Source organism: Streptomyces sp. NPDC059909, assembly GCF_042730885.1.
Lineage (GTDB): Bacteria > Actinomycetota > Actinomycetes > Streptomycetales > Streptomycetaceae > Streptomyces.
Genome location: NZ_JBHWKX010000002.1, coordinates 231861 through 249565, shown reverse-complemented (window position 1 = coordinate 249565; position 17705 = coordinate 231861). Strand labels below are relative to the sequence as shown.

15 protein-coding genes and 2 pseudogenes are annotated in these 17705 nt (G+C 72.8%); 7 read left to right on the top strand and 10 right to left on the bottom strand.

What is annotated here, in order from left to right:
- Nucleotides 1-293: 293 nt before the first annotated feature.
- From ACFV9O_RS03165 to ACFV9O_RS03155, 3 genes are all read left to right on the top strand, one after another.
- Nucleotides 294-686, top strand: a complete 393-nt coding sequence (locus ACFV9O_RS03165) for a ribonuclease domain-containing protein (protein WP_385411509.1) — start codon at nucleotides 294-296, stop codon at nucleotides 684-686.
- A gap of 216 nt (nucleotides 687-902) precedes the next feature.
- A complete protein-coding gene (locus tag ACFV9O_RS03160; protein ID WP_385411506.1) occupies nucleotides 903-2120 on the top strand; it encodes a TauD/TfdA family dioxygenase in 1218 nt (405 codons plus the stop codon).
- Entirely contained in the window at nucleotides 2117-2695 is a 579-nt protein-coding gene (locus tag ACFV9O_RS03155) for a phosphonate degradation HD-domain oxygenase (RefSeq protein WP_385411504.1), read from the top strand. The genes ACFV9O_RS03160 and ACFV9O_RS03155 overlap by 4 nt, the downstream gene beginning before the upstream one ends.
- A 240-nt stretch (nucleotides 2696-2935) precedes the next feature.
- Here the strand turns inward: ACFV9O_RS03155 and ACFV9O_RS03150 are convergent, their stop codons facing one another.
- Nucleotides 2936-3763, bottom strand: coding sequence for an alpha/beta fold hydrolase (locus ACFV9O_RS03150; RefSeq protein WP_385411502.1), 828 nt, complete (start codon nucleotides 3761-3763; stop codon nucleotides 2936-2938).
- Nucleotides 3764-3838: 75 nt separating this feature from the next.
- On the opposite strand from ACFV9O_RS03150, the gene ACFV9O_RS03145 reads away from it, so the two are divergent.
- Complete coding sequence (locus ACFV9O_RS03145; protein WP_385411500.1) at nucleotides 3839-4441, top strand: helix-turn-helix domain-containing protein; 603 nt, start codon at nucleotides 3839-3841, stop codon at nucleotides 4439-4441.
- A gap of 309 nt (nucleotides 4442-4750) precedes the next feature.
- Here the strand turns inward: ACFV9O_RS03145 and ACFV9O_RS03140 are convergent, their stop codons facing one another.
- From ACFV9O_RS03140 to ACFV9O_RS03105, 8 genes and pseudogenes are all read right to left on the bottom strand, one after another.
- A complete protein-coding gene (locus ACFV9O_RS03140) occupies nucleotides 4751-5506 on the bottom strand; it encodes a GntR family transcriptional regulator (protein ID WP_385411498.1) in 756 nt (251 codons plus the stop codon).
- A 25-nt stretch (nucleotides 5507-5531) separates the two neighbouring features.
- Nucleotides 5532-6176 carry an HAD family hydrolase gene (locus ACFV9O_RS03135; RefSeq protein ID WP_385411496.1) on the bottom strand — a complete coding sequence of 215 codons (645 nt, stop codon included), beginning with the start codon at nucleotides 6174-6176 and terminating at the stop codon, nucleotides 5532-5534.
- Nucleotides 6173-7249: an ABC transporter ATP-binding protein gene (locus ACFV9O_RS03130; protein ID WP_385411495.1), complete on the bottom strand. Its 1077-nt coding sequence runs from the start codon at nucleotides 7247-7249 to the stop codon at nucleotides 6173-6175. Before ACFV9O_RS03130 ends, ACFV9O_RS03135 begins: the two co-directional genes overlap by 4 nt.
- Nucleotides 7246-8070: an ABC transporter permease gene (locus ACFV9O_RS03125; RefSeq protein WP_385411493.1), complete on the bottom strand. Its 825-nt coding sequence runs from the start codon at nucleotides 8068-8070 to the stop codon at nucleotides 7246-7248. Before ACFV9O_RS03125 ends, ACFV9O_RS03130 begins: the two co-directional genes overlap by 4 nt.
- Nucleotides 8058-8958: pseudogene (locus tag ACFV9O_RS03120) on the bottom strand (ABC transporter permease). The gene ACFV9O_RS03125 and the pseudogene ACFV9O_RS03120 overlap by 13 nt, the downstream one beginning before the upstream one ends.
- A gap of 7 nt (nucleotides 8959-8965) precedes the next feature.
- On the bottom strand, nucleotides 8966-10114 hold the full coding sequence (locus tag ACFV9O_RS03115; protein ID WP_385411490.1) for an ABC transporter substrate-binding protein: 1149 nt from the start codon (nucleotides 10112-10114) through the stop codon (nucleotides 8966-8968).
- A gap of 740 nt (nucleotides 10115-10854) precedes the next feature.
- The gene (locus ACFV9O_RS03110) at nucleotides 10855-12411 is read right to left on the bottom strand and encodes an ankyrin repeat domain-containing protein (protein ID WP_385411488.1); all 1557 of its coding nucleotides are present in this window, start codon (nucleotides 12409-12411) and stop codon (nucleotides 10855-10857) included.
- Nucleotides 12412-12436: 25 nt separating this feature from the next.
- Nucleotides 12437-13411, bottom strand: coding sequence for a hypothetical protein (locus ACFV9O_RS03105; RefSeq protein WP_385411485.1), 975 nt, complete (start codon nucleotides 13409-13411; stop codon nucleotides 12437-12439).
- A gap of 264 nt (nucleotides 13412-13675) precedes the next feature.
- Between ACFV9O_RS03105 and ACFV9O_RS03100 the strand changes: the two genes are divergently transcribed.
- Entirely contained in the window at nucleotides 13676-14449 is a 774-nt protein-coding gene (locus tag ACFV9O_RS03100; RefSeq protein WP_385411482.1) for a S1 family peptidase, read from the top strand.
- 75 nt (nucleotides 14450-14524) lie between these two features.
- Here ACFV9O_RS03100 and ACFV9O_RS03095 read toward each other — a convergent pair whose 3' ends face one another.
- Nucleotides 14525-16267 (bottom strand): beta-galactosidase family protein, encoded by a 1743-nt coding sequence (locus ACFV9O_RS03095; RefSeq protein ID WP_385411479.1) that lies wholly within the window; start codon nucleotides 16265-16267, stop codon nucleotides 14525-14527.
- A 124-nt stretch (nucleotides 16268-16391) separates the two neighbouring features.
- Here ACFV9O_RS03095 and ACFV9O_RS03090 point away from each other — a divergent pair, with 124 nt between their 5' ends.
- Both ACFV9O_RS03090 and ACFV9O_RS03085 read left to right on the top strand, forming a co-directional pair.
- Entirely contained in the window at nucleotides 16392-17279 is an 888-nt protein-coding gene (locus ACFV9O_RS03090) for a helix-turn-helix domain-containing protein (RefSeq protein ID WP_385411476.1), read from the top strand.
- An 11-nt stretch (nucleotides 17280-17290) separates the two neighbouring features.
- Nucleotides 17291-17605 (top strand): annotated as a pseudogene (locus ACFV9O_RS03085) (chorismate mutase); the annotation flags it as partial.
- Nucleotides 17606-17705: the final 100 nt, after the last annotated feature.

The following is a 17705-nucleotide window of genomic DNA, read 5'->3' as shown; positions in this document are numbered from 1 at the left end:
GGAACGAGTCTCGAGGGGGGGGATGCAGACGTTCGAAGACCGGGAAGGGAGGGGGGGGGGGCCGGGCCGGAGCGCGAGCTCCGGCGGGCCGCGTCGTTTCGGGCGGTCAGGGACCCACGGCCCGCGGCCGTGGCTCCCTGACCGCGTACGCGTACGCGTCACGCCGACTCGGTTACCGCCCCAGGGCGTTCGCGCATCCGGGGCGTGACGGCCCGGTTGTGGAGGTGAATTACACGAAAACACCTCGGTCTTGACATTGACACGTCAATATCTACGCGCGTCATCATGGTGCCATGCGAATCCCCCCACGGATCACCATGCTCGGCGGCGCGGCCGCCCTCGCCTCCGCCCTTCTCGTCGGCGGACCCGTAGCGGCTCCGGCGACCGCCGCCGCCACCGCGGTCGGAGACATCTGCTACTCCGACCTGCCGTCCCAGGCGTACGACACCCTCGAACTCATCGAGAGCGGGGGCCCGTTCCCGTATCCCCAGGACGGGACCGTCTTCCAGAACCGGGAAGGCGTCCTGCCCTCCCACTCGACCGGCTACTACCACGAGTACACCGTCAAGACGCCCGGCTCCTCCACACGTGGCGCCCGTCGCATCGTCACCGGACAGTCGTGGCAGGAGGACTACTACACCGCCGACCACTACCAGTCGTTCGACCTCATCGACTACGGCTGCTGACCGCCGCTCGCCGCACCCCACCCCCCACCCGTGCCGCCGGCCCTTCCCCCTCGCGGCCGGCGGCACGGCTCTTCCCCGGGCGGCAGCGCGGGTCCTCTCCGGCGGGCGCGGACCCTGCGCGCTTCCTGTCGTCCACTCCGCCGTAACGGCGAGGTCACCCGCCCTTGTCAGGCTCCCGTCGATCGGTAGTTGTCTGTACAACTCGGAGCCCGACTGATGTCCTCCCTCGTGTCCGCACCGCCGCTCTGGCTGCGCGACAACTGCCCCTGCCCGCACTGCAGGGACCCCCGCAACGGCCAGAAGCTGTTCCAGATCACCGAGCTGCCCGCCGGTCTGGCCGTCGTCGGCGTCCACGACGCCACGACCGCCGACGGAGCCCCCGCCCGCGAGGTCGTCTGGGCCCCCGACGGGCACCGTTCCGTCTACGCCGAGACCTGGCTCGGCGCCCATCTCCCCGGCCCCGGCCCCGGCCCCGGCACCGGCACCGGCCCCGGCACCGGCACCGGCACCGGCACCGGCACCGGCCCCGGCACCGGCACCGGCACCGGCCCCGGCACCGGCACCGGCACCGGCACCGGCACCGGCATCGGCCCGGGTGACGGCCGCGCCGAGGACGACAAGGAACTGTGGAGGGCCGCCGACCTCGAGGGACGGTTCCCCGAGGCCGACTGGGCCGCCTACACCGCCGACCCGGCGGTCAGGGCCGCCGCCCTCCGGAGCGTGCTGCGCGTGGGCTTCGTCCTGCTGCGCGGCGTCCCCGTCCGCGACCGTCAGGTCCTCGACGTGGCGCGGACCTTCGGGTACGTACGCGAGACGAACTACGGCGAGCTCTTCGAGGTACGCGTCGAGGCCGACCCCAACAACCTCGCCTTCACCGGCGCCCGCATCACCCCGCACACGGACAACCCGTACCGCGACCCGGTGCCGACCGTCCAGCTGCTGCACTGCCTCACCAATGCGGCCCGGGGCGGCGACTCCGGACTCGTCGACGGCTTCCACGCCGCGGCCCTGCTGCGGGCCGAGGACCCGGAGGCGTACGACGTCCTCACGCGCGTCCCCGTCCCGTTCGCCTTCGCCGACGACCGCACCGAACTTTGCGCCCACCGGCCGCTGATCGGCACCGATCCGGCCGGCCGGATCCGCGAGATCCGTTTCAACAACCGGTCCATCGGTACCCTGCACCAGCCGGCCGACGTGCTCGACGCCTTCTACGCCGCCTACCGGCGCTTCGGTGAGCTGCTGCTGCGCAGCGAGCTCCAGCTGGAGTTCCGGCTCACCCCCGGCGACTGCCTGATCTTCGACAACACCCGCCTGCTGCACGCCCGTACGGCCTTCGCCGAGTCCGGCGACCGCCACCTCCAGGGCGCCTACGCCGACCTCGACGGCCTCGCGTCCACCCTGGCCGTACTCCGCAGGAAGGAAATCCCCGCATGAACACCGCCGCGAACCCCCTCGACACCCTCGCCGGGCTCTTCGAGGGCGAAGGCAGCGCCGAGTACTTCGGCGAGGCCGTCACCCAGGCCGAGCACATGCTCCAGGCCGGGGCCCTCGCCGAGGCCGCCGGAGCCGCGCCGCACCTGATCGCCGCCGCGCTGCTGCACGACGTCGGCCACTTCCAGGGCACCGTCACCGGCCGCGACCTGATGGAGCACGGCACCGACAACCGGCACAGCCACACCGGCGCCGACTGGCTCGACCAGTGGTTCGGGCCCGAAGTGACCGAGCCCGTACGGCTGCACGTCGCCGCGAAGCGCTATCTCTGCGCCGTCGAGCCCGGCTACTTCGCTCTCCTCTCCGAGGCCTCCGTGCACACCCTCCAGGTCCAGGGCGGTCCCATGACCGAGGAGCAGGTACGTGCCTTCGAGGCGCACCCGGGGGCGCGCGACGCCGTCGCCGTCCGGCGCTGGGACGAGCAGGCGAAGGACCCCGAGAGGGAGACGCCGGGCTTCACGCACTTCCGGCCGCTGCTGAAGGGTCTGCTGCGACCGGAGGCGGCGCCGACGGGCTGACCCGGGCAGGACACCGGCCACGTCCCTCCGGCCGACCCGCGCGGTCCAGCGCGCCACCCACATGCCGACCCCGGCACCGTCGGCACCGAGGTCCCGAGCAGGGACTTCGCGACCGGACCACCCCCGTGGCTGTCCAGGCCGAGGGATGGTCCCGTCCTGAGCATCGGTGACGAGGAACGCGAGGACTGCGGCCTGGCTCATTCCAGGCTCCAGGCCGGTGGGCAGCAGATGAGCAGGCCCTTACCGCAGGAATGCCGTTGTGGTCGCCACGAACCGGTCGGCGTCGTCGAGCCAGGGGTAGTGGCCTGCCCCCGACTGCACGACGAGTGAGGCATCAGGGAACAGGCCGGCAAGCTCGGCCACCGACGCAGGGGGACTGTTCACGTCGAACTCCCCGGCGAGCAGCAGTACGGGGCCCTCATGGGCGGCGAGCGCCGCACGAGTGGACTCCGGGTCGAAGGCGCCCTCGGCCGCGAAGTGAGCGACGGCTTCCTTGTTGCTCGGCGGGCCGGCCGCGGGGTGATTCTGCGCCGCGGCATCCCACCGGCCCCAGAAGAAGGGTGCGATGGCCTCCCAGTCGCTGCCCGTGCCCTCGGTAATCGCCTCCAAGGCGGCGAACGCCGCCGGGAACCACGGTTCGCCCTTCCTGAGCTGCGCAAGCTCGCGCCGCGTCGCTCCGTCGACCGTGATGCCGACGGCTGCGGAGCCGGGGGTGATCAGGGCCAGCTTGCCGATGTTCTTCGGGTACCGGGCCGCGTACTGCACCGCAATGTTCGTGCCGCCGGAGTGGCTGAGCAGGTCCATCCGGGCGAGTCCGAGGTGGTCGCGCAGGGCCTCGACATCGTCGACCAGGTAATCGCAGCGGTAAGAGGCCGTGTCTTCCGGTATCGCGGATCGGCCGGTGCCGCGGAGGTCCAGAAGGACCAGCCGGCGGTGTGCGGACAGGCCGCCGAGGTCACCGAGGTAGAGGGCGTCCGTGGGGCCTCCCGGGATGCAGACGAGCGGGTCGCCGGCCCCGTGTATGCGGTAGGCGAGCTGGGTGCCGTCAGGTGCGGAGAAGGTGGGCATGACCTGGACCCTGTCAGAGATAACCAGGTTATACAACCTGGTTATGAGGGCAGGGTTCGGGTATACAACCGAGCTATGGCAGGCGAAGAGGACACGCATCAGAACCCCGAGACACTGACGGAGGAGCAGGCCGAGCGGATGCTCGCCGACATCAACGACGTCATCCGCGCAGGCGAGGAGATGCGGAAGCTTCGCGCCGAAATGATCAAGCTGTTCGCCGGCTTCGGCTGGACCCAGGACAGAATCGCCCAGCTCACCGGCATGAGTCAGCCCGCCGTGTCCAAGCAGGTGGCGAAGTACAAGACCGGCGAGTCACCGGCCCCGATGGGACTGTCCCTCGACCAGCACGACATCCCATGGCTCGAAGGACGTCTGTGGGGCCTCGCCGAGGAAATCTCCGAGACCTTCGACGACACCGCCCGCTGCACCCGCTACGTCAACGCCATCGCCCGGGGGAAGAAGCGCTTCACGCCCCAGAACGTCGATGAGCTGCGACGCCTCGTCGAAGAGGACCTGAGACTGCACCGGGCAGAGATGCCTCACAGCTACCAGGACGCGTACGACAAGATCAGCCGTGGTCTCGATGTCCCTTCGAAGGTCACCACCACCGCATCGGCCTCCATGCGGCGCACCCTCGCTCGCCAGCTCCAGCGCAACCGGCTCCGAGGGGATTCCTGAGCCTTCGATCTTGGCGCGTGGTCAGTCAGGGCCCCGCCCCCCATGCGGTTCTCACAGACGGTCCTTTGCCCGAGCGAGATCAATAAGGACCGGACGAAGATCGCCGATCCCCGGATCGGTTCGCAGAGCTCGCTCTCAGTGAAAAGCGGCACGGAGTCCCTTCTGGGAGTTGCCGGGCCGCGACGAGGAGGTCGTCGCGTCTTCGGGCGAGGCAGGGAGCCCCGGCTCCGCCCCGGGCACCCCAACGTGTGGTCCCCGAACCGGCGGCGGGGCGGGCCCGCCCCTGACGGACCCGTGCCGCGGAGGGGGTCAGCGGCCCAGCCTGCGCCCCAGCGCCGTCGTCGCCGTCGAGCTCTGCATCGTGAACGCCACCGTCCCCGGCAGATAGCGGTCCTGGGACCATTCGACCGGTGCCCCCGTCGGATCCGTCGAGTGGCGCCGCTCCCGCAGCAGTGACTCCCCGACCCGGCACCCCAGCAGCTGTGCGTCGTCCTCGTTCGCCGGCACGAGGTCGATCATGTGCCGGGCGTCCGCGAACAGCACGCCGTGCAGTTCGAGTGCGGCCGAGTGTGAGACGGTGTCCAGGGGCATCGCCGCCACCAGCTCCCCGATCCGCTCCGGATAGGTCGTCCGCTCCACCATCACCGGCGCGTCCGAGAGCGTGCGAAGCCGCCGCACCCGGTACACGACCGAGCCCTCCGGCAGCCGCAGCTGTTCCGCCTCCTCCTCGCTCGCGACCACCCGGTCGAGGGCCACCACACGGCCCCCCGGCTCCTCGCCCAGCGACCGCGCCCAGCGGGTGAACGACCGCAGCTCACCGAAGCTGTGCAGCCGCGGCCCGCCCAGCACCACCCGCCGCGTCCCGCGCCGCGACGTGATCAGCCCGTCGGCGCGCAGCGCCGCGAGCGCCTGGCGGACCGTGCCTCGGGACACGCCGTAACGGCGGGCGAGTTCGTCCTCGGCGGGCAGCTTGGCCCCGGAGCCGTACTCGCCTGCCGTGATGGCGGTCCGCAGATCGGCGGCGACCTTCAGATACAGCGGCGTCCTGCCCGGTCCTTCGCTCACGCGCACACCCTGTCATGCTCCCGTGTCATCGGACCAGCGAGCTCAACAGCTCGGGATCCACCTCGTCCAGAGAACCCGCCAGCGTAACCCCGTCGGCCTCGGCGAGGGGTTCGGTCGACGGCACCGCCAGCACCCGGCACCCCGCGGCGACCGCGGACGCCACCCCGGCCGGGCTGTCCTCGACCGCGACGCACTGTGCCGGATCGGCCCCGAGCGCCGCGGCCGCCGCCAGGTACGGATCGGGCTCCGGCTTCGTCCGAACGGTGTCCTCGGCGCCGAACAGCGCGTCGAAACGGTGCCCGTCCAGCGTCCCCGCGACCTGTTCGACGACCGCCCGCGGCGACGCCGAGACCAGCGCCGTCGGCACCTTCCGGGCGCGCAGTGCGGCGAGCAGCCGCAGCGCGCCCGGGCGAGGCACGGCGGCCGCCGCGATGCGCGACGCGAAGTCCGCGCCGAGCTCCGCGGCGAGTTCCCCCTCCGGTGCCTCCAGCCAGCCGTGCAGCATCGCCGCGGTGTCCCCGACCGAGCGGCCGGTCACAGCCGTGCGCCGCCCGGGGTCCAGCACACGCCCCCGCTGTACGGCCGCCGCCTCCACGACGTCCAGCCAGACCCGTTCGGTGTCGACCAGGGTGCCGTCCATGTCGAACAGCACTCCACGCAGTGCGGTCACTCGGCGCCGCCACGGGTGACCAGGACCGGCCGCTCCTGCGGGCGTACGGACACGGCCGCGCCCGGCGTGAGGCCGGCGGCCGTGTGCGTCGCCACGTCCGCCTTGACGGACGTGCCGTCGGGGAGCGCGACCTGGACGCGTGTGGTGGGGCCGTGGAAGGCGGTGCCCGTGACCCTGGCCGTGCCGGACGCGTCCACGACGACGTCCAGGGCCTCGGGCCGGATCAGCGCGTGCACCGGGCCGCCGGGCGCGGGCGCGTCGCCCTCGACGGGCAGCCGTACCCCCAGCACCTCCACGAGCCCGCCGTCGACGGCATGCCCCGGCACCCGGTTCATGGTGCCGATGAACCCGGCGACGAAGTCCGTCGCGGGGCGGGCGTACAACTCGGTGGGCGCGGCGCACTGTTCGAGCCTGCCCCTGTTCATCACCGCGACCCGGTCGGCCATCGACAGGGCCTCCTCCTGGTCGTGCGTGACGAACACGGTGGTGATGCCCAGCTCCAGCTGGAGCCGGCGGATCTCCTCCCGCAGGGTCACCCGCACCTGTGCGTCGAGCGCCGACAGCGGCTCGTCGAGCAGCAGCAGCCGGGGCCGCAGCGCCAGCGCCCGGGCCAGCGCGACCCGCTGCTGCTGGCCGCCGGACAACTGGTGCGGGAAGCGGCCGCCGTGGCCGGGGAGTCCGACGAGCTCCAGCAGCTCGGCGGCGCGCGCCCGCCGCTCGGCGCCCCCGACCCTGCGCATGCGCAGGCCGAAGGCGACGTTGTCGGCGGCGGTGAGGTGCGGGAAGAGGCTGTACGACTGGAACACCATCGCGGTGTCACGCCGGTTGGCGGGCACCGGCACGAGGTCGTCGCCGTCCAGCAGCGCCTGCCCCTCGTCGGGGTGCTCGAAGCCGGCCAGCACCCGCAGCGCGGTGGTCTTGCCGCAGCCGGAGGGACCGAGCAGGGCGAGCAGCTCGCCCGGGGCGACGTCCAGGTCGAGGCCGTCGAGCGCGACGGTGGGACCGAACGTACGGCGCAGCCCGCGCAGTTGCAGCGCGGCGCCGGTGCGGGCGGGCGCATCGAGGAGGGTCATCGGGAGGTCTTTCCTTGAGAGGTACGGGACGGGCCCCGGCGACTGCCGAGCGTGGTCAGCGCCAGCAGCAGGACCCAGGTGAGCAGCAGGCTCAGAAGGGACACGGCCACCGACAGCCGGGCGTCCGCGCCCGAGGCCTGCACGATCCAGACCGCGAACGGCTGGAAGCCGAGCAGCGAGGCCACGGTGAACTCGCCCAGCACCAGGGCGAGCGTGAGGAACGAGGCGTTCATCAGCGCGCCCCGCAGATTGGGCAGCACCGCCGAGACGAGCGCCCGCGGCCACGACGCCCCGCAGTCGCGCGCGGCCTCCACCAGGGTGCGTACGTCGACGGAGCGCAGCCCCGCGTCCAGCGCCCGGTACACGAACGGCAGCGCCATCACGGCGTACGCGAGGACGAGGACGAACGGGAAGTCCGGGTTCTGCACGGCCACGAACGTCCGGTACAGCGGCGTCGTGGACAGTTTCTCCGGGCCCCAGCGCAGCACGGTCCCGAGCCCGGCGGTCAGCGCCACGGGCGGAACCACCAGCGGCAGCGTGCACACGACGTCGAGCACCGGGCGCAGCCACGGAGCCGCGAGCCGGGCCGCGACCGCCGCGGGCACCGTGATCAGCAGCACGAGCGCCACGGTTGCCGCGGCCAGGCCGAGGGAGAGCAGCAGACTGCCGGTGAAGCCGGGCGCGACGACGATCCGGGTGTAAGAGGACAGAGTGAGACCCTGCCCGGGGACGTCCAGTGTGAACACGGCGGAGGCGACGAGCGGCACCAGGAAGTACAACCCGGCGACCAGCAGCACGGCCGGGCGGGTCAGGCGAGCCATCGGGTGCTCCTTCGCTGCAGCGGCAGATGAACGGCCATCACCAGCGCGGCGACCAGCACCATGTCGAGGCTGAGCGCGAGGGCCACGTTCTCCTGGCCGACCAGGACGTTGCCGGAGAGCGCGTCGGCGATCTGGAGGGTGACGAGCGGCACCGAACTGCCGGCCATCGCCGCGGCGGTCGCGTACGCCGAGAAGGCGCTCCCGAAGAGCAGCACGAACCCGCCGAGCAGCGTGGGCAGCAGCACCGGGACGCCGACGTGCCGCCAGTACTGCCAGGTGGAGGCGCCGCAGTCCTGGGCCGCCTCCCGCCACTGGACGCGCAGTCCGTCGAGCGCGGGCGTGACGGTCAGCACCATCAGCGGGACCAGGAAGTACAGGTACGTCAGGGCCAGTCCCCCAGAAGCTGTAGAGCGACCAGCCGTGCTCGCCGAGACCGAGCCGGGTGGTGAGGACGCCCGCGTTGCCGAGGGTGGCGACGAACGCGAACGCGAGTGGTACGCCGCCGAAGTTGGCGAGCACACCGGACGCCGTGAGCACGCCTTCGCGCAACGCACGGCTTCTCGACGTCACCACTGCCTGGGCGAGCAGCAGTCCGAAGAGCGTGCCCGCGGCCGCCGTGAGCGCGGACAGTTTCACGCTGCCGAGCAGGGCGGTGCGGTAGGCACCGTCGACCGAGCGGCTCAGATTGCCCAGGCCGTACGAGTCGTCGACGGTGAACGCGCCGTCGGCCATGGCCAGGGCGGGCAGCCCGAAGGCGACGGCGACGACGAGGAACAGCGGCAGCGCGGACAGCCAGGCCCAGGAGCGACGGCGCCCGGGGCCCGCGCCCGCGCCGGCGGCCGGCGCGCTACCGGCCGAGGCGCGGGCGGGGGAGTCGAGCAGGGTCATCGGCGGATCACCCGGAGACGGCCGCGGCCCAGCCCTGCGCGAGGGTCTCCTTGGCCTTGGCGGTCTGCTGCTCGGTCGGGAACTTCGGGGTGCCCTCGACAGCGGGCAGCGCGGCGGCGGCGGCCTTGTCGATGCTGCCGTCGGCCTCCATGGCCGGCATCAGCACGGGCCTGGCATGTCCCTTGAGCCAGAGGTTCTGGCCCTCGGCGCTGTACAGGTACTCCTGCCAGAGGCGGGCGGCGGCAGGGTGCGGGGCGTCCTTGTTGATCGCCTGGGCGTAGTACTGGGCGTAGACGCCGTCGGACGGGACGGCGACCTTCCAGTCGATGCCCTTGGCCTTGAACTGCTCGGCGTAGCCCGAGTTGAGGTAGTCCCAGTCGATGCTGATCGGGGTCTCGCCCTTCTCGACCGTGGCCGGGGTGGACTCGACGGGGTTGTAGTTGCCGTTCTTCTTCAGCTTGCCGAAGAAGTCGATGCCGGGCTGGATGTCGTCGAACGAGCCGCCGTTCGCGAGCGCCGCCGCGTACACGCCGCCGAAGGCGGAACCGGACTTGGTGGGGTTGCCGTTGAGGGCGACCTGGCCCTTGTACTCGGGCTTGAGCAGATCGGCGAAGGTCTGCGGGCAGGCCTTGACGCGCTTCGCGTCACAGCCGATGGAGACATAGCCGCCGTAGTCGTTGAACCAGCGGCCCTGTGCGTCACGCTGCGTCTCGGGAATCCTGTCGAACGCGCCGACCTTGTACGGGGCGGTCAGCCCCTGCGCCGCGGCGGCCTGCGCGAAGGACGCACCGAGGTCGAGCACGTCGGGGGCGCGGTCCTGCCCCTTGCGGGTCTTCACCGCGTTGATCTCGTCCTGGCTGGAACCGTCCGGGTTCTCGACGTTCACCTTGATGCCGTACTTGGCGGAGAAGCCGTCGATGAGCGCGCCGTAGTTCGCCCAATCACGGGGAATGGCGATCGCGTTGAGCACGCCCTCCTTCTTCGCGGCGGCGACCAGGGCGTCCATGCCGCCCACGTCGGCCGCGGTCGCGGCGGTCGCGATGTTCTTCCCGTCGGCGGTGGTGGACGAGCCGGTGGGCGCGGCGCCACAGGCGCTGAGCGTGAGAGCGATACCGAGAGCGCCGACGACGGCGGCGGCGCGGGCAGGGATGGTCACGCGTACTCCATGGGGACTACGAGGCGGGGCCGAAGCTGTATGGACAACTGCTGTCCATACAACTCCGTCATTACGGGGGCTGCCGGTGTCCCGACGGTGAACACGGAACGTCGCCCGCGATGCGATTGCCGGGCGCCTCGGGGGCAGGGGGCGTTGGTGCCCCCGTACCGACGGTGGGCCGCCCGGGTGTCCGTCCTCAAGCGCCGGACGGGCTTGGAATGTGGCGGCTGCCGGTGCTGCCGGGCGAGGCGCGAGGGGCCCAACGTCCCACGCCCGTCAGGGCGTAGGAGGAGGGGTTCGGGGCGGAGCGCCGAGGGCCGGCCCCGCTGGGTCCCGCCCCACGCCGGTTGGGAAAGGGGGCGTGGGGACGTAGCCCCGACACCGCGGTCCGGGGCGGAGCCCAGGGAGCTGGGGGCGGAGCCCCCAGTTCGGGAAGGGGCAGGGTGGGGAAGAGGCCCGCCACAGGCGCCCCCCACCGAACATGGCCGGCTCACCATGCGCGGCCGGGGCAGGCGAGGCCCGGCCGGATCGGCGAAGTCCGGTCGGGTCCGCCGGCCCGTTCGGGCGCCCGACGTGTCCGCCGGACCGGGCCCGGGCCCGCCGGGGCACCAAGTCGCCTGGCCGCCGGGCCTGCCAGGCCCGCCGGTTTCGCTGGTCCGGGCAGGTCGGCAGGTCCGCCGGGTCCGACAGGCCCAGGCCCGGCCAGGTCCGCCAGGTCCGGCGTGTCCGCCGGGCCGGGGCTAGTGCGTTCGGGGGACCGTGGACTCCAGGCGGCGGCGGGCCTGGGGGTCCTCGACGTACTCCACCGCCTGCTCGGCGGTGGAGTACGCGTACCCCTCCGGGTCCTCGTCCGCCAGGATCCGCGCCAGCGCCTCCACCGCCCGCGCATCCTGACGCATCGCCAGTCCCCGCGCCGCCTCCGCCTCGATGTCCGGCACCTGGTCCGTGAGCCGGGCCGCCAGGGCCTCGCGGATCTCCGGGCCGTCCGCCTCCACGTCCGCCAGCGCCGTCGTCGCCCAGTCCCGGACCCCGTCGTCGCCGTCCCGGGTGAGCCCGACCAGCACCCGGATCGCCTCGGTGTGCTCGCCGGGCACCAGTCCGTGCAGCGCGACCGCCACGCCGAAGCGGATCTCGGGATCGTCGTGTCCGGCGTGCCGCAGAATCTCCGGCAGCGCCGCCGGATCACCCTGCTGCCCGAGCCCCGCCACGGTCGCCCGGATCAGCTCGGGCTCCTCGGCCACCCGCGCCAGCTCCCGCAGCAGCGGCACGACGCGCGCGGTGAACACCCCACGCCCCTGGGCTTCGCTCTCCGGCGACGCCGGCTCCTCGCCCGCCGCGCCCAGCCCCGCCAGCACGTCCGCCGCGAACGCCTGCCGCAGGGCATCGTCGGTCCCGCACCACGCCGCCGCGGCCCGGAACGTCTCCTCGTCCCCGCGCCGCTGCAGCACGGCCACCGCCTCGGCCCAGTCGTCCTGGTCCGGGTCCCCGCAGCCCAGCGCCCGCGCCGCGAGCTCCTCCGCGGGCGTGTGCACGCCGAGCGCCGTCTCCAGCAGCGTGACGATCGCCGCGTGGCCGGTCTGCTGCTCGACGCCCGACACATGGCCGTCGTCCCCGATCAGCTCCACGACCACGGTCACCCCGCCGTCCTCCTCGACCCGCCGGGCCACCGTCTCGTGGCCCTTGCCGCCGTCGGGCTCGGACTCGGTCAGCGCCCGCCGAAGCTCCTCCTCCACGTCGAGGTCGAGCCACCGGCGGGCCTCCGCGAGCGCCTCCTCCGTGGCCCGGGCGCCATGCCTCAGCAGGGCCCGTACGCACGACGGGGAACCGCGCCGGGCCGCCGTCACCAGCGGGGGCTCCCCGCCGGGCCCGGGCAGGTCGGGGTCGGCGCCGGACGCGAGCAGCAGGTCCGCCACCTCGGCACGGCCCTGGCGGCACGCCCAGGTCAGGGCGCGGACCCCGGCCTCCTCCTCCAGATCGGGCCGCGCCCCCGCCGCGAGCAGGGCGCTCATCACCTCGGTGTGGCCCCACACCGCGGTCCCGCACAGGGGGAGCTCATCCGCTTCGGGGCCGCTCGGCCGATCGGGGTCAGCGCCCGCCGCGAGGAGCAGGCGCACGGTGCCCGGCCGGTCCTGGGACGCGGCCAGGTACAGCGCGGTCTGTCCGTCCTCGTCGGCCGCCTCCGCCGGTGCCCCGGCCCGCAGCGCCCGGACGACCGCGTCGTCGTCGCCCTCGTACAGGGCCTCGAAGAGCTCTTCGGTCAGGTCCAGGTCCACGGCGCCGCCGCTTTCTGTGCTCATAACGACAAACCCTACGGAAGCCCCCTCAGGTGTCGCATTCGAGAATGGTCCGGCACAGTGCACACCGCGCCCGCACCCGGCCCCGGACCGGCACCCGGATGCGCTGGTGACAGGTGGGGCAGGGGAACGACACCCGCAGCGCGCCGCCCGGGGCCCGCTCGAACGCGTACGCCGACCCGGACCCGGACCCGGACCCAGCCCCGGCCCCCGACCCGGCCCCGGCCCCGGCCCCGGCCCCGGATCCCGGCCCGGTGCGCGCCACAGGACCGTGTCCGGGGTGGTCCTGCGCGTACCTCCGGTCCTTCGCGTACCGCCGCCGGCCGTTCCATCCCGCCGCCGTCAGCGGCGGCTGCTGCCCGTCGCGCAGCGCCTGCGTCCGGCCCTTCGTGTACGCCGAGTACCCCTGGGGGCTGGTGAACCACACGGACGGGTCCTCGCCGAAGACCAGCGCACGTTTCGCCAGGACGTACCCGAATTCCTCCGGGGTCAGATAGCCCAGTTTCTGGCTGGAAACCTCGTCCTCGCGGTACGCGTCGAGCAGCAGCCACCCCGCCCCGAGATAGGTCGTCACCGTGTCCGTGAGGATCTCGTTGTCGCGCGTCCCGGGGAACGAGAGCCCCAGCCGGTGCAGCAGCACATGCGTGATCTCGTGCGCGAGCGCCGCCCCGATGTCCCGGCGATGCCTGCGGAAGCGTTCGTTCAGCTCGATGAAGTACTCGGGCCCGGCAGTGAGTTCCACGCTCGCCGCGTGCGTCATCTCCCGGAAGCTCACGATCATCCGCGCCTCGGGGAGCCGGAGCTGATGCACCAGTGCACGGGCCACGCGCTGCGCCCCGAGATGCAGGTCGTCCTGGTCGGAGAAGGCCACGTCGGCCGGCGGCACGCTGCTCGAGTACGCCCGCACGCCGTCGTACGACATCCGTTTGTGCAGCGCGGTGATGGCCGCCCGCACGGTGTCGAGGTGCGGGTACCCGTGCATCACCTCGCTGCCGTTCGCCACGCCCGTACCCCCTGCCGGTGCCGTACGAAGTCGCCCTGAACGACGGTCGACCGCTCTCAACTCTACGGCGCACCGCGGGCGGACCGCGCTGCGTCCCGGGCGCCCTGTCTGGCCGAAAAGTGCGCCTTGTGGCCCCTCTCGTGGCCTCCCCATAATCCGGACCACGCGTGTTGACGGGCTCATGCCACTGCGGCGATGCCGTGTGCCATGTGCTGTGTGCCGTCCTGCGCGTCACAGCAACCCCCCACGAAAGAAGGCAGACCCTTGAACAACACGTTTGTACGTGCCCTCAAGAGATGCGTGGCCGCAGGGGCCGTCCTGCTCGCCGCGATCAGCCTCCAGCCGAGTTCCGCCTCCGCGGCCCCGCCGCCCGTCGTCGGCGGAACGCGCGCCGCCCAGGGCGAGTTCCCCTTCATGGTCCGGCTCTCCATGGGCTGTGGCGGCGCGCTCTACACCCAGCAGATCGTGCTCACCGCCGCCCACTGTGTGAGCGGCTCCGGCAACAACACCAGCATCACCGCCACCGCCGGAGTCGTCGACCTCCAGAGCTCCAGCGCCATCAAGGTCAGGTCGACCAAGGTCCTCCAGGCCCCCGGCTACAACGGCACCGGCAAGGACTGGGCGCTGATCAAACTCGCCCAGCCGGTCAACCTGCCGACCCTGAAGATCGCCGAGACGACCGCGTACAACAACGGCACCTTCACCGTGGCCGGCTGGGGCGCGACCCGCGAGGGCGGCGGCCAGCAGCGCTACCTGCGCAAGGCGACGGTCCCGTTCGTCTCCGACGCCTCCTGCCAGTCGTCGTACCCCGAGCTCGTGCCGAACGAGGAGATCTGCGCCGGCTACAACGAGGGCGGCGTCGACACCTGCCAGGGTGACTCCGGCGGCCCGATGTTCCGCAGGGACAACGCCGGCGCCTGGATCCAGGTCGGCATCGTGAGCTGGGGCTACGGCTGTGCCCGGGCCGGCTACCCCGGCGTGTACACCGAGGTGTCCACCTTCGCCGCCGCGATCAAGAGCGCGGCGGCCACGCTGTAGATCGTCGTGGCTCGTCGCGCCCGCCGCGCGGGCTCTTCGTGAGGTTCTGACCCGGGCCCTCGAGGGGCGGGGAGGTCACCCCAGACGTACGTCCTCCCCGCCCCGATCCAGCTCCAGCACCCACACCTCGTTCGCGCCCCCACGCAGCACCGGACCGGGCACGAAGAGGGACTTCTGCGGCCCCGCGGCCCAGTAGCGGCCGAGGCAGAAGCCGTTCACCCACACGAACCCCCGGGTCCAGCCCGGCAGTTCGAGACCCGCATCACCCGGGGCGGCCATGTCCAGGGTGACCCGGTAGAGGCCCGGCTCCGCGCCCTCCACCGCACGGAACGGCACCTTCGCCACCGCCTCCGCGTCCCCGAACGCCTCCAGCCGCAGCCCCTGCGCACGGAACCCGTGCAGATACTGCCGCTCGTGCAGCACACCGACGGTGATGCCCTTCGGCTCGGCCAGCCGCGGCCCGTAGTTCACCCGCCCCAGGGACTCCACCCACAGCTCCACCGCTGCGGGTCCGGCGACCGGCTCGTCCAGTACCGCGTCCTCCGCGTCGAGCAGCCCCGCCCGGACCCCGTCCACGGTCACTGTCGCCAGGTCCCGCAGCCCGCTCACCCGCAGCGGATACGGCCGCCGGGGCCCCGGGACCTCCGTCCGGTAGCGCACGATCCCCCGGTCGACACCGAGTTCCTCGAACGTCGGCGGTACGGGCGAGGCGACCTCCTCGTCCCCGAGGACCTCCAGCACGTCGGACAGCGGTGCCCACTCGCCCGCCGTCCCCTGCGCGGGCGCCCCCAACCGGGGCGGCGCGTCCGGCACATCAGGCAGCGGCCCGACCGCGTACGCCGCCAGCACCTCGCGGAACCGCCAGTACTTCTCGGTGGGCAGCCCCGCCTCGTCGACGGGCGCGTCGTAGTCGTACGACGTCACGTCCGGCAGCAGCTCGCCGCCGTGCAGATCACCGGAGCGGTTCGCACCGGCCCAGCCCGCGAAGTTCGAGCCGCCGTGCGCCATGTAGATGTTGACGGACGCCCCGCACTCCAGGATCTCGCGCAGCGCCGCCGCCGCGTCCGCCGGATCCCGGACGACGTGGTCCTTGCCCCAGTGGTCGAACCAGCCGCACCAGAACTCCATGCACATCAGCGGCCCCGCCGGCTGATGACGCCGCAGCACCTCGAAGGCCTCCCGCGCCCCTGAGCCGAAGTTCGCCGTCGCGAGCACCCCCGGCACCGAGCCGCCGGTGAGCATGTGGTCCTCGGGCCCGTCGGACGTGAACAGCGGCACCGTGATGCCGCAGTCGCGCAGCAGCTCCACGATGCGGCGCAGATACGCCTGGTCGGAGCCGAAGCTGCCGTACTCGTTCTCCGCCTGCACCATGATCACCGGACCGCCACGGTCGATCTGCCGGGCCGCGACCTGCGGCAGCAGCCGGCCGAACCACCGCTCCACCTCCGCGAGGTACGCCGCGTCGGCCGTGCGCACCCGCCGCCCGAGCGGACCGGTCAGCCACTGCGGCAGCCCGCCGTTCTCCCACTCGGCGCAGATATAAGCACCGGGCCGGACAATCGCCCACATTCCGGCCGCTTCGACCGCGTCCAGGAAACGGCCGAGCGCCTCCACGTCGTCGTACCGCCCGGACTCCCGCTCGTGCAGATTCCAGGGGACGTACGTCTCCACGCAGTTGAGCCCCATCGCCTTCAGCATCGCCAGCCGGTGCCCCCACTGCGCCTCGTGCACCCGGAAATAGTGCAGCGCCCCGGACAGCAGCCGCACCGGCCGCCCGTCCAGCAGAAAGTGCTCCTCACCCACCGCGAACTCGCTCACCGGCCCCGCCCCTCCTTGATCACGTGCCATGAGCAACCATCGCCCCCTGGCGGCATGCCGGTCCATGGACAAAGATCGGCGCTGTTTGGACGCACGAACGCCCGGAGCCCGGAGGGCAGGCTCGATGTACCACACCTGGATGCGCTACTTCACGCCCAGCCCCGTCCACCACCGTCTGGGCCTCGTCTGCCTCGGCGTCGGCCTCCAGCACGGCGCTCTGCCCACCGTCGGCCCCCGCACCCTCGACCACCACGTGGCCGTCCTCATCAGCGCGGGCGGCGGCTGGTTCCGCGGCACCGACGGGCGGCGCGTCGCCGTGACCGCCCCGGCCGTGCTCTGGCTCACCCCCGGCGTCCCGCACCACTACGCCCCCGACCCGGCGACCGGCTGGGACGAGAGCTTCGTCGACTTCGCGGGCCCGGCGACGGCCACGTACACCGAACTCGGCTACATCGAGCCCGACCGCCCGGTCGTCCCCCTCTCCGACGCGTCGCCCGCCCGCTCGGCCGTCGGGCGCATCGCCCGCGCCGCCCGCCGCGGCAACCCCCTCCTCGAGGTCGAGACCGCCGCCGCCGTCCATGAACTCCTCGTCGCCCTGCGCCGCGCCCGCGCCGACATGAGCCCCGACGGCGACCCCGTCCTCCACGCCCTCGCACGCGACGCCTTCCAGCCGCTGACCGTCGCCGAACACGCCGCCCGCCACGGAATGACACCCGCCGAACTGCGCACCGCCGTCCGCCGCGGCGCCGGCTGCAGCCCCAAGGACTACCTCCTCGGCATCCGCCTGGGCCGGGCCAAGGAACTCCTCGCCGCCACCGATCTGCCCGTCGCCGCCGTCGCCCGCCGCGTCGGCTACGACGACCCGGCCTACTTCTCCCGCCTCTTCACCCGCCGTGTCGGCACCGCCCCGATCCGCTTCCGCGAACAGCAGGGCCGCACCGTGCCCGGGGGCTGGAGCAACCGCATTCCGGATCCTGATCGTCCACCGATGATCTCGGCCCGCCCGACGTAAGCTCCCTGCCCATGACCACCAGCGAGACGAACGGCGTCGACGACGCCGTCATGGCCGAGCTCACCCGGCTGCGCGAGAGCATCGACAACATCGACGCGGCCGTGGTCCACATGCTTGCGGAACGCTTCAAATGCACCCAGCAGGTCGGCCACCTCAAGGCGCAGCACCGCCTCCCGCCCGCCGACCACGCCCGCGAAGCCCGCCAGATCGCCCGCCTCCGCGAGCTCGCGGCAAGCGCCAAACTGGACCCCGCGTTCGCAGAGAAACTGCTCAACTTCATCATCGCCGAGGTCATCCGCCACCACGAGACCATCGCGGGCGGCGCGGAGACCCCGGGCGGCGCGGAGACCTCCGGCGGTACGGGCGGCGCGGCAACCGCGGGTGACGCGCGGCGCGCGGACAGCGCGGAGGGCGCGGAGGGCGCGG

Coding starts and splice junctions, on each gene's coding strand:
- ACFV9O_RS03110 (WP_385411488.1), bottom strand. CDS start 12,411: ATGAGCACAGAAAGCGGCGGCGCCGTGGACCTGGACCTGACCGAAGAG.
- ACFV9O_RS03160 (WP_385411506.1), top strand. CDS start 903: ATGTCCTCCCTCGTGTCCGCACCGCCGCTCTGGCTGCGCGACAACTGC.
- ACFV9O_RS03155 (WP_385411504.1), top strand. CDS start 2,117: ATGAACACCGCCGCGAACCCCCTCGACACCCTCGCCGGGCTCTTCGAG.
- ACFV9O_RS03165 (WP_385411509.1), top strand. CDS start 294: ATGCGAATCCCCCCACGGATCACCATGCTCGGCGGCGCGGCCGCCCTC.
- ACFV9O_RS03125 (WP_385411493.1), bottom strand. CDS start 8,070: ATGGCTCGCCTGACCCGCCCGGCCGTGCTGCTGGTCGCCGGGTTGTAC.
- ACFV9O_RS03130 (WP_385411495.1), bottom strand. CDS start 7,249: ATGACCCTCCTCGATGCGCCCGCCCGCACCGGCGCCGCGCTGCAACTG.
- ACFV9O_RS03090 (WP_385411476.1), top strand. CDS start 16,392: ATGTACCACACCTGGATGCGCTACTTCACGCCCAGCCCCGTCCACCAC.
- ACFV9O_RS03145 (WP_385411500.1), top strand. CDS start 3,839: ATGGCAGGCGAAGAGGACACGCATCAGAACCCCGAGACACTGACGGAG.
- ACFV9O_RS03150 (WP_385411502.1), bottom strand. CDS start 3,763: ATGCCCACCTTCTCCGCACCTGACGGCACCCAGCTCGCCTACCGCATA.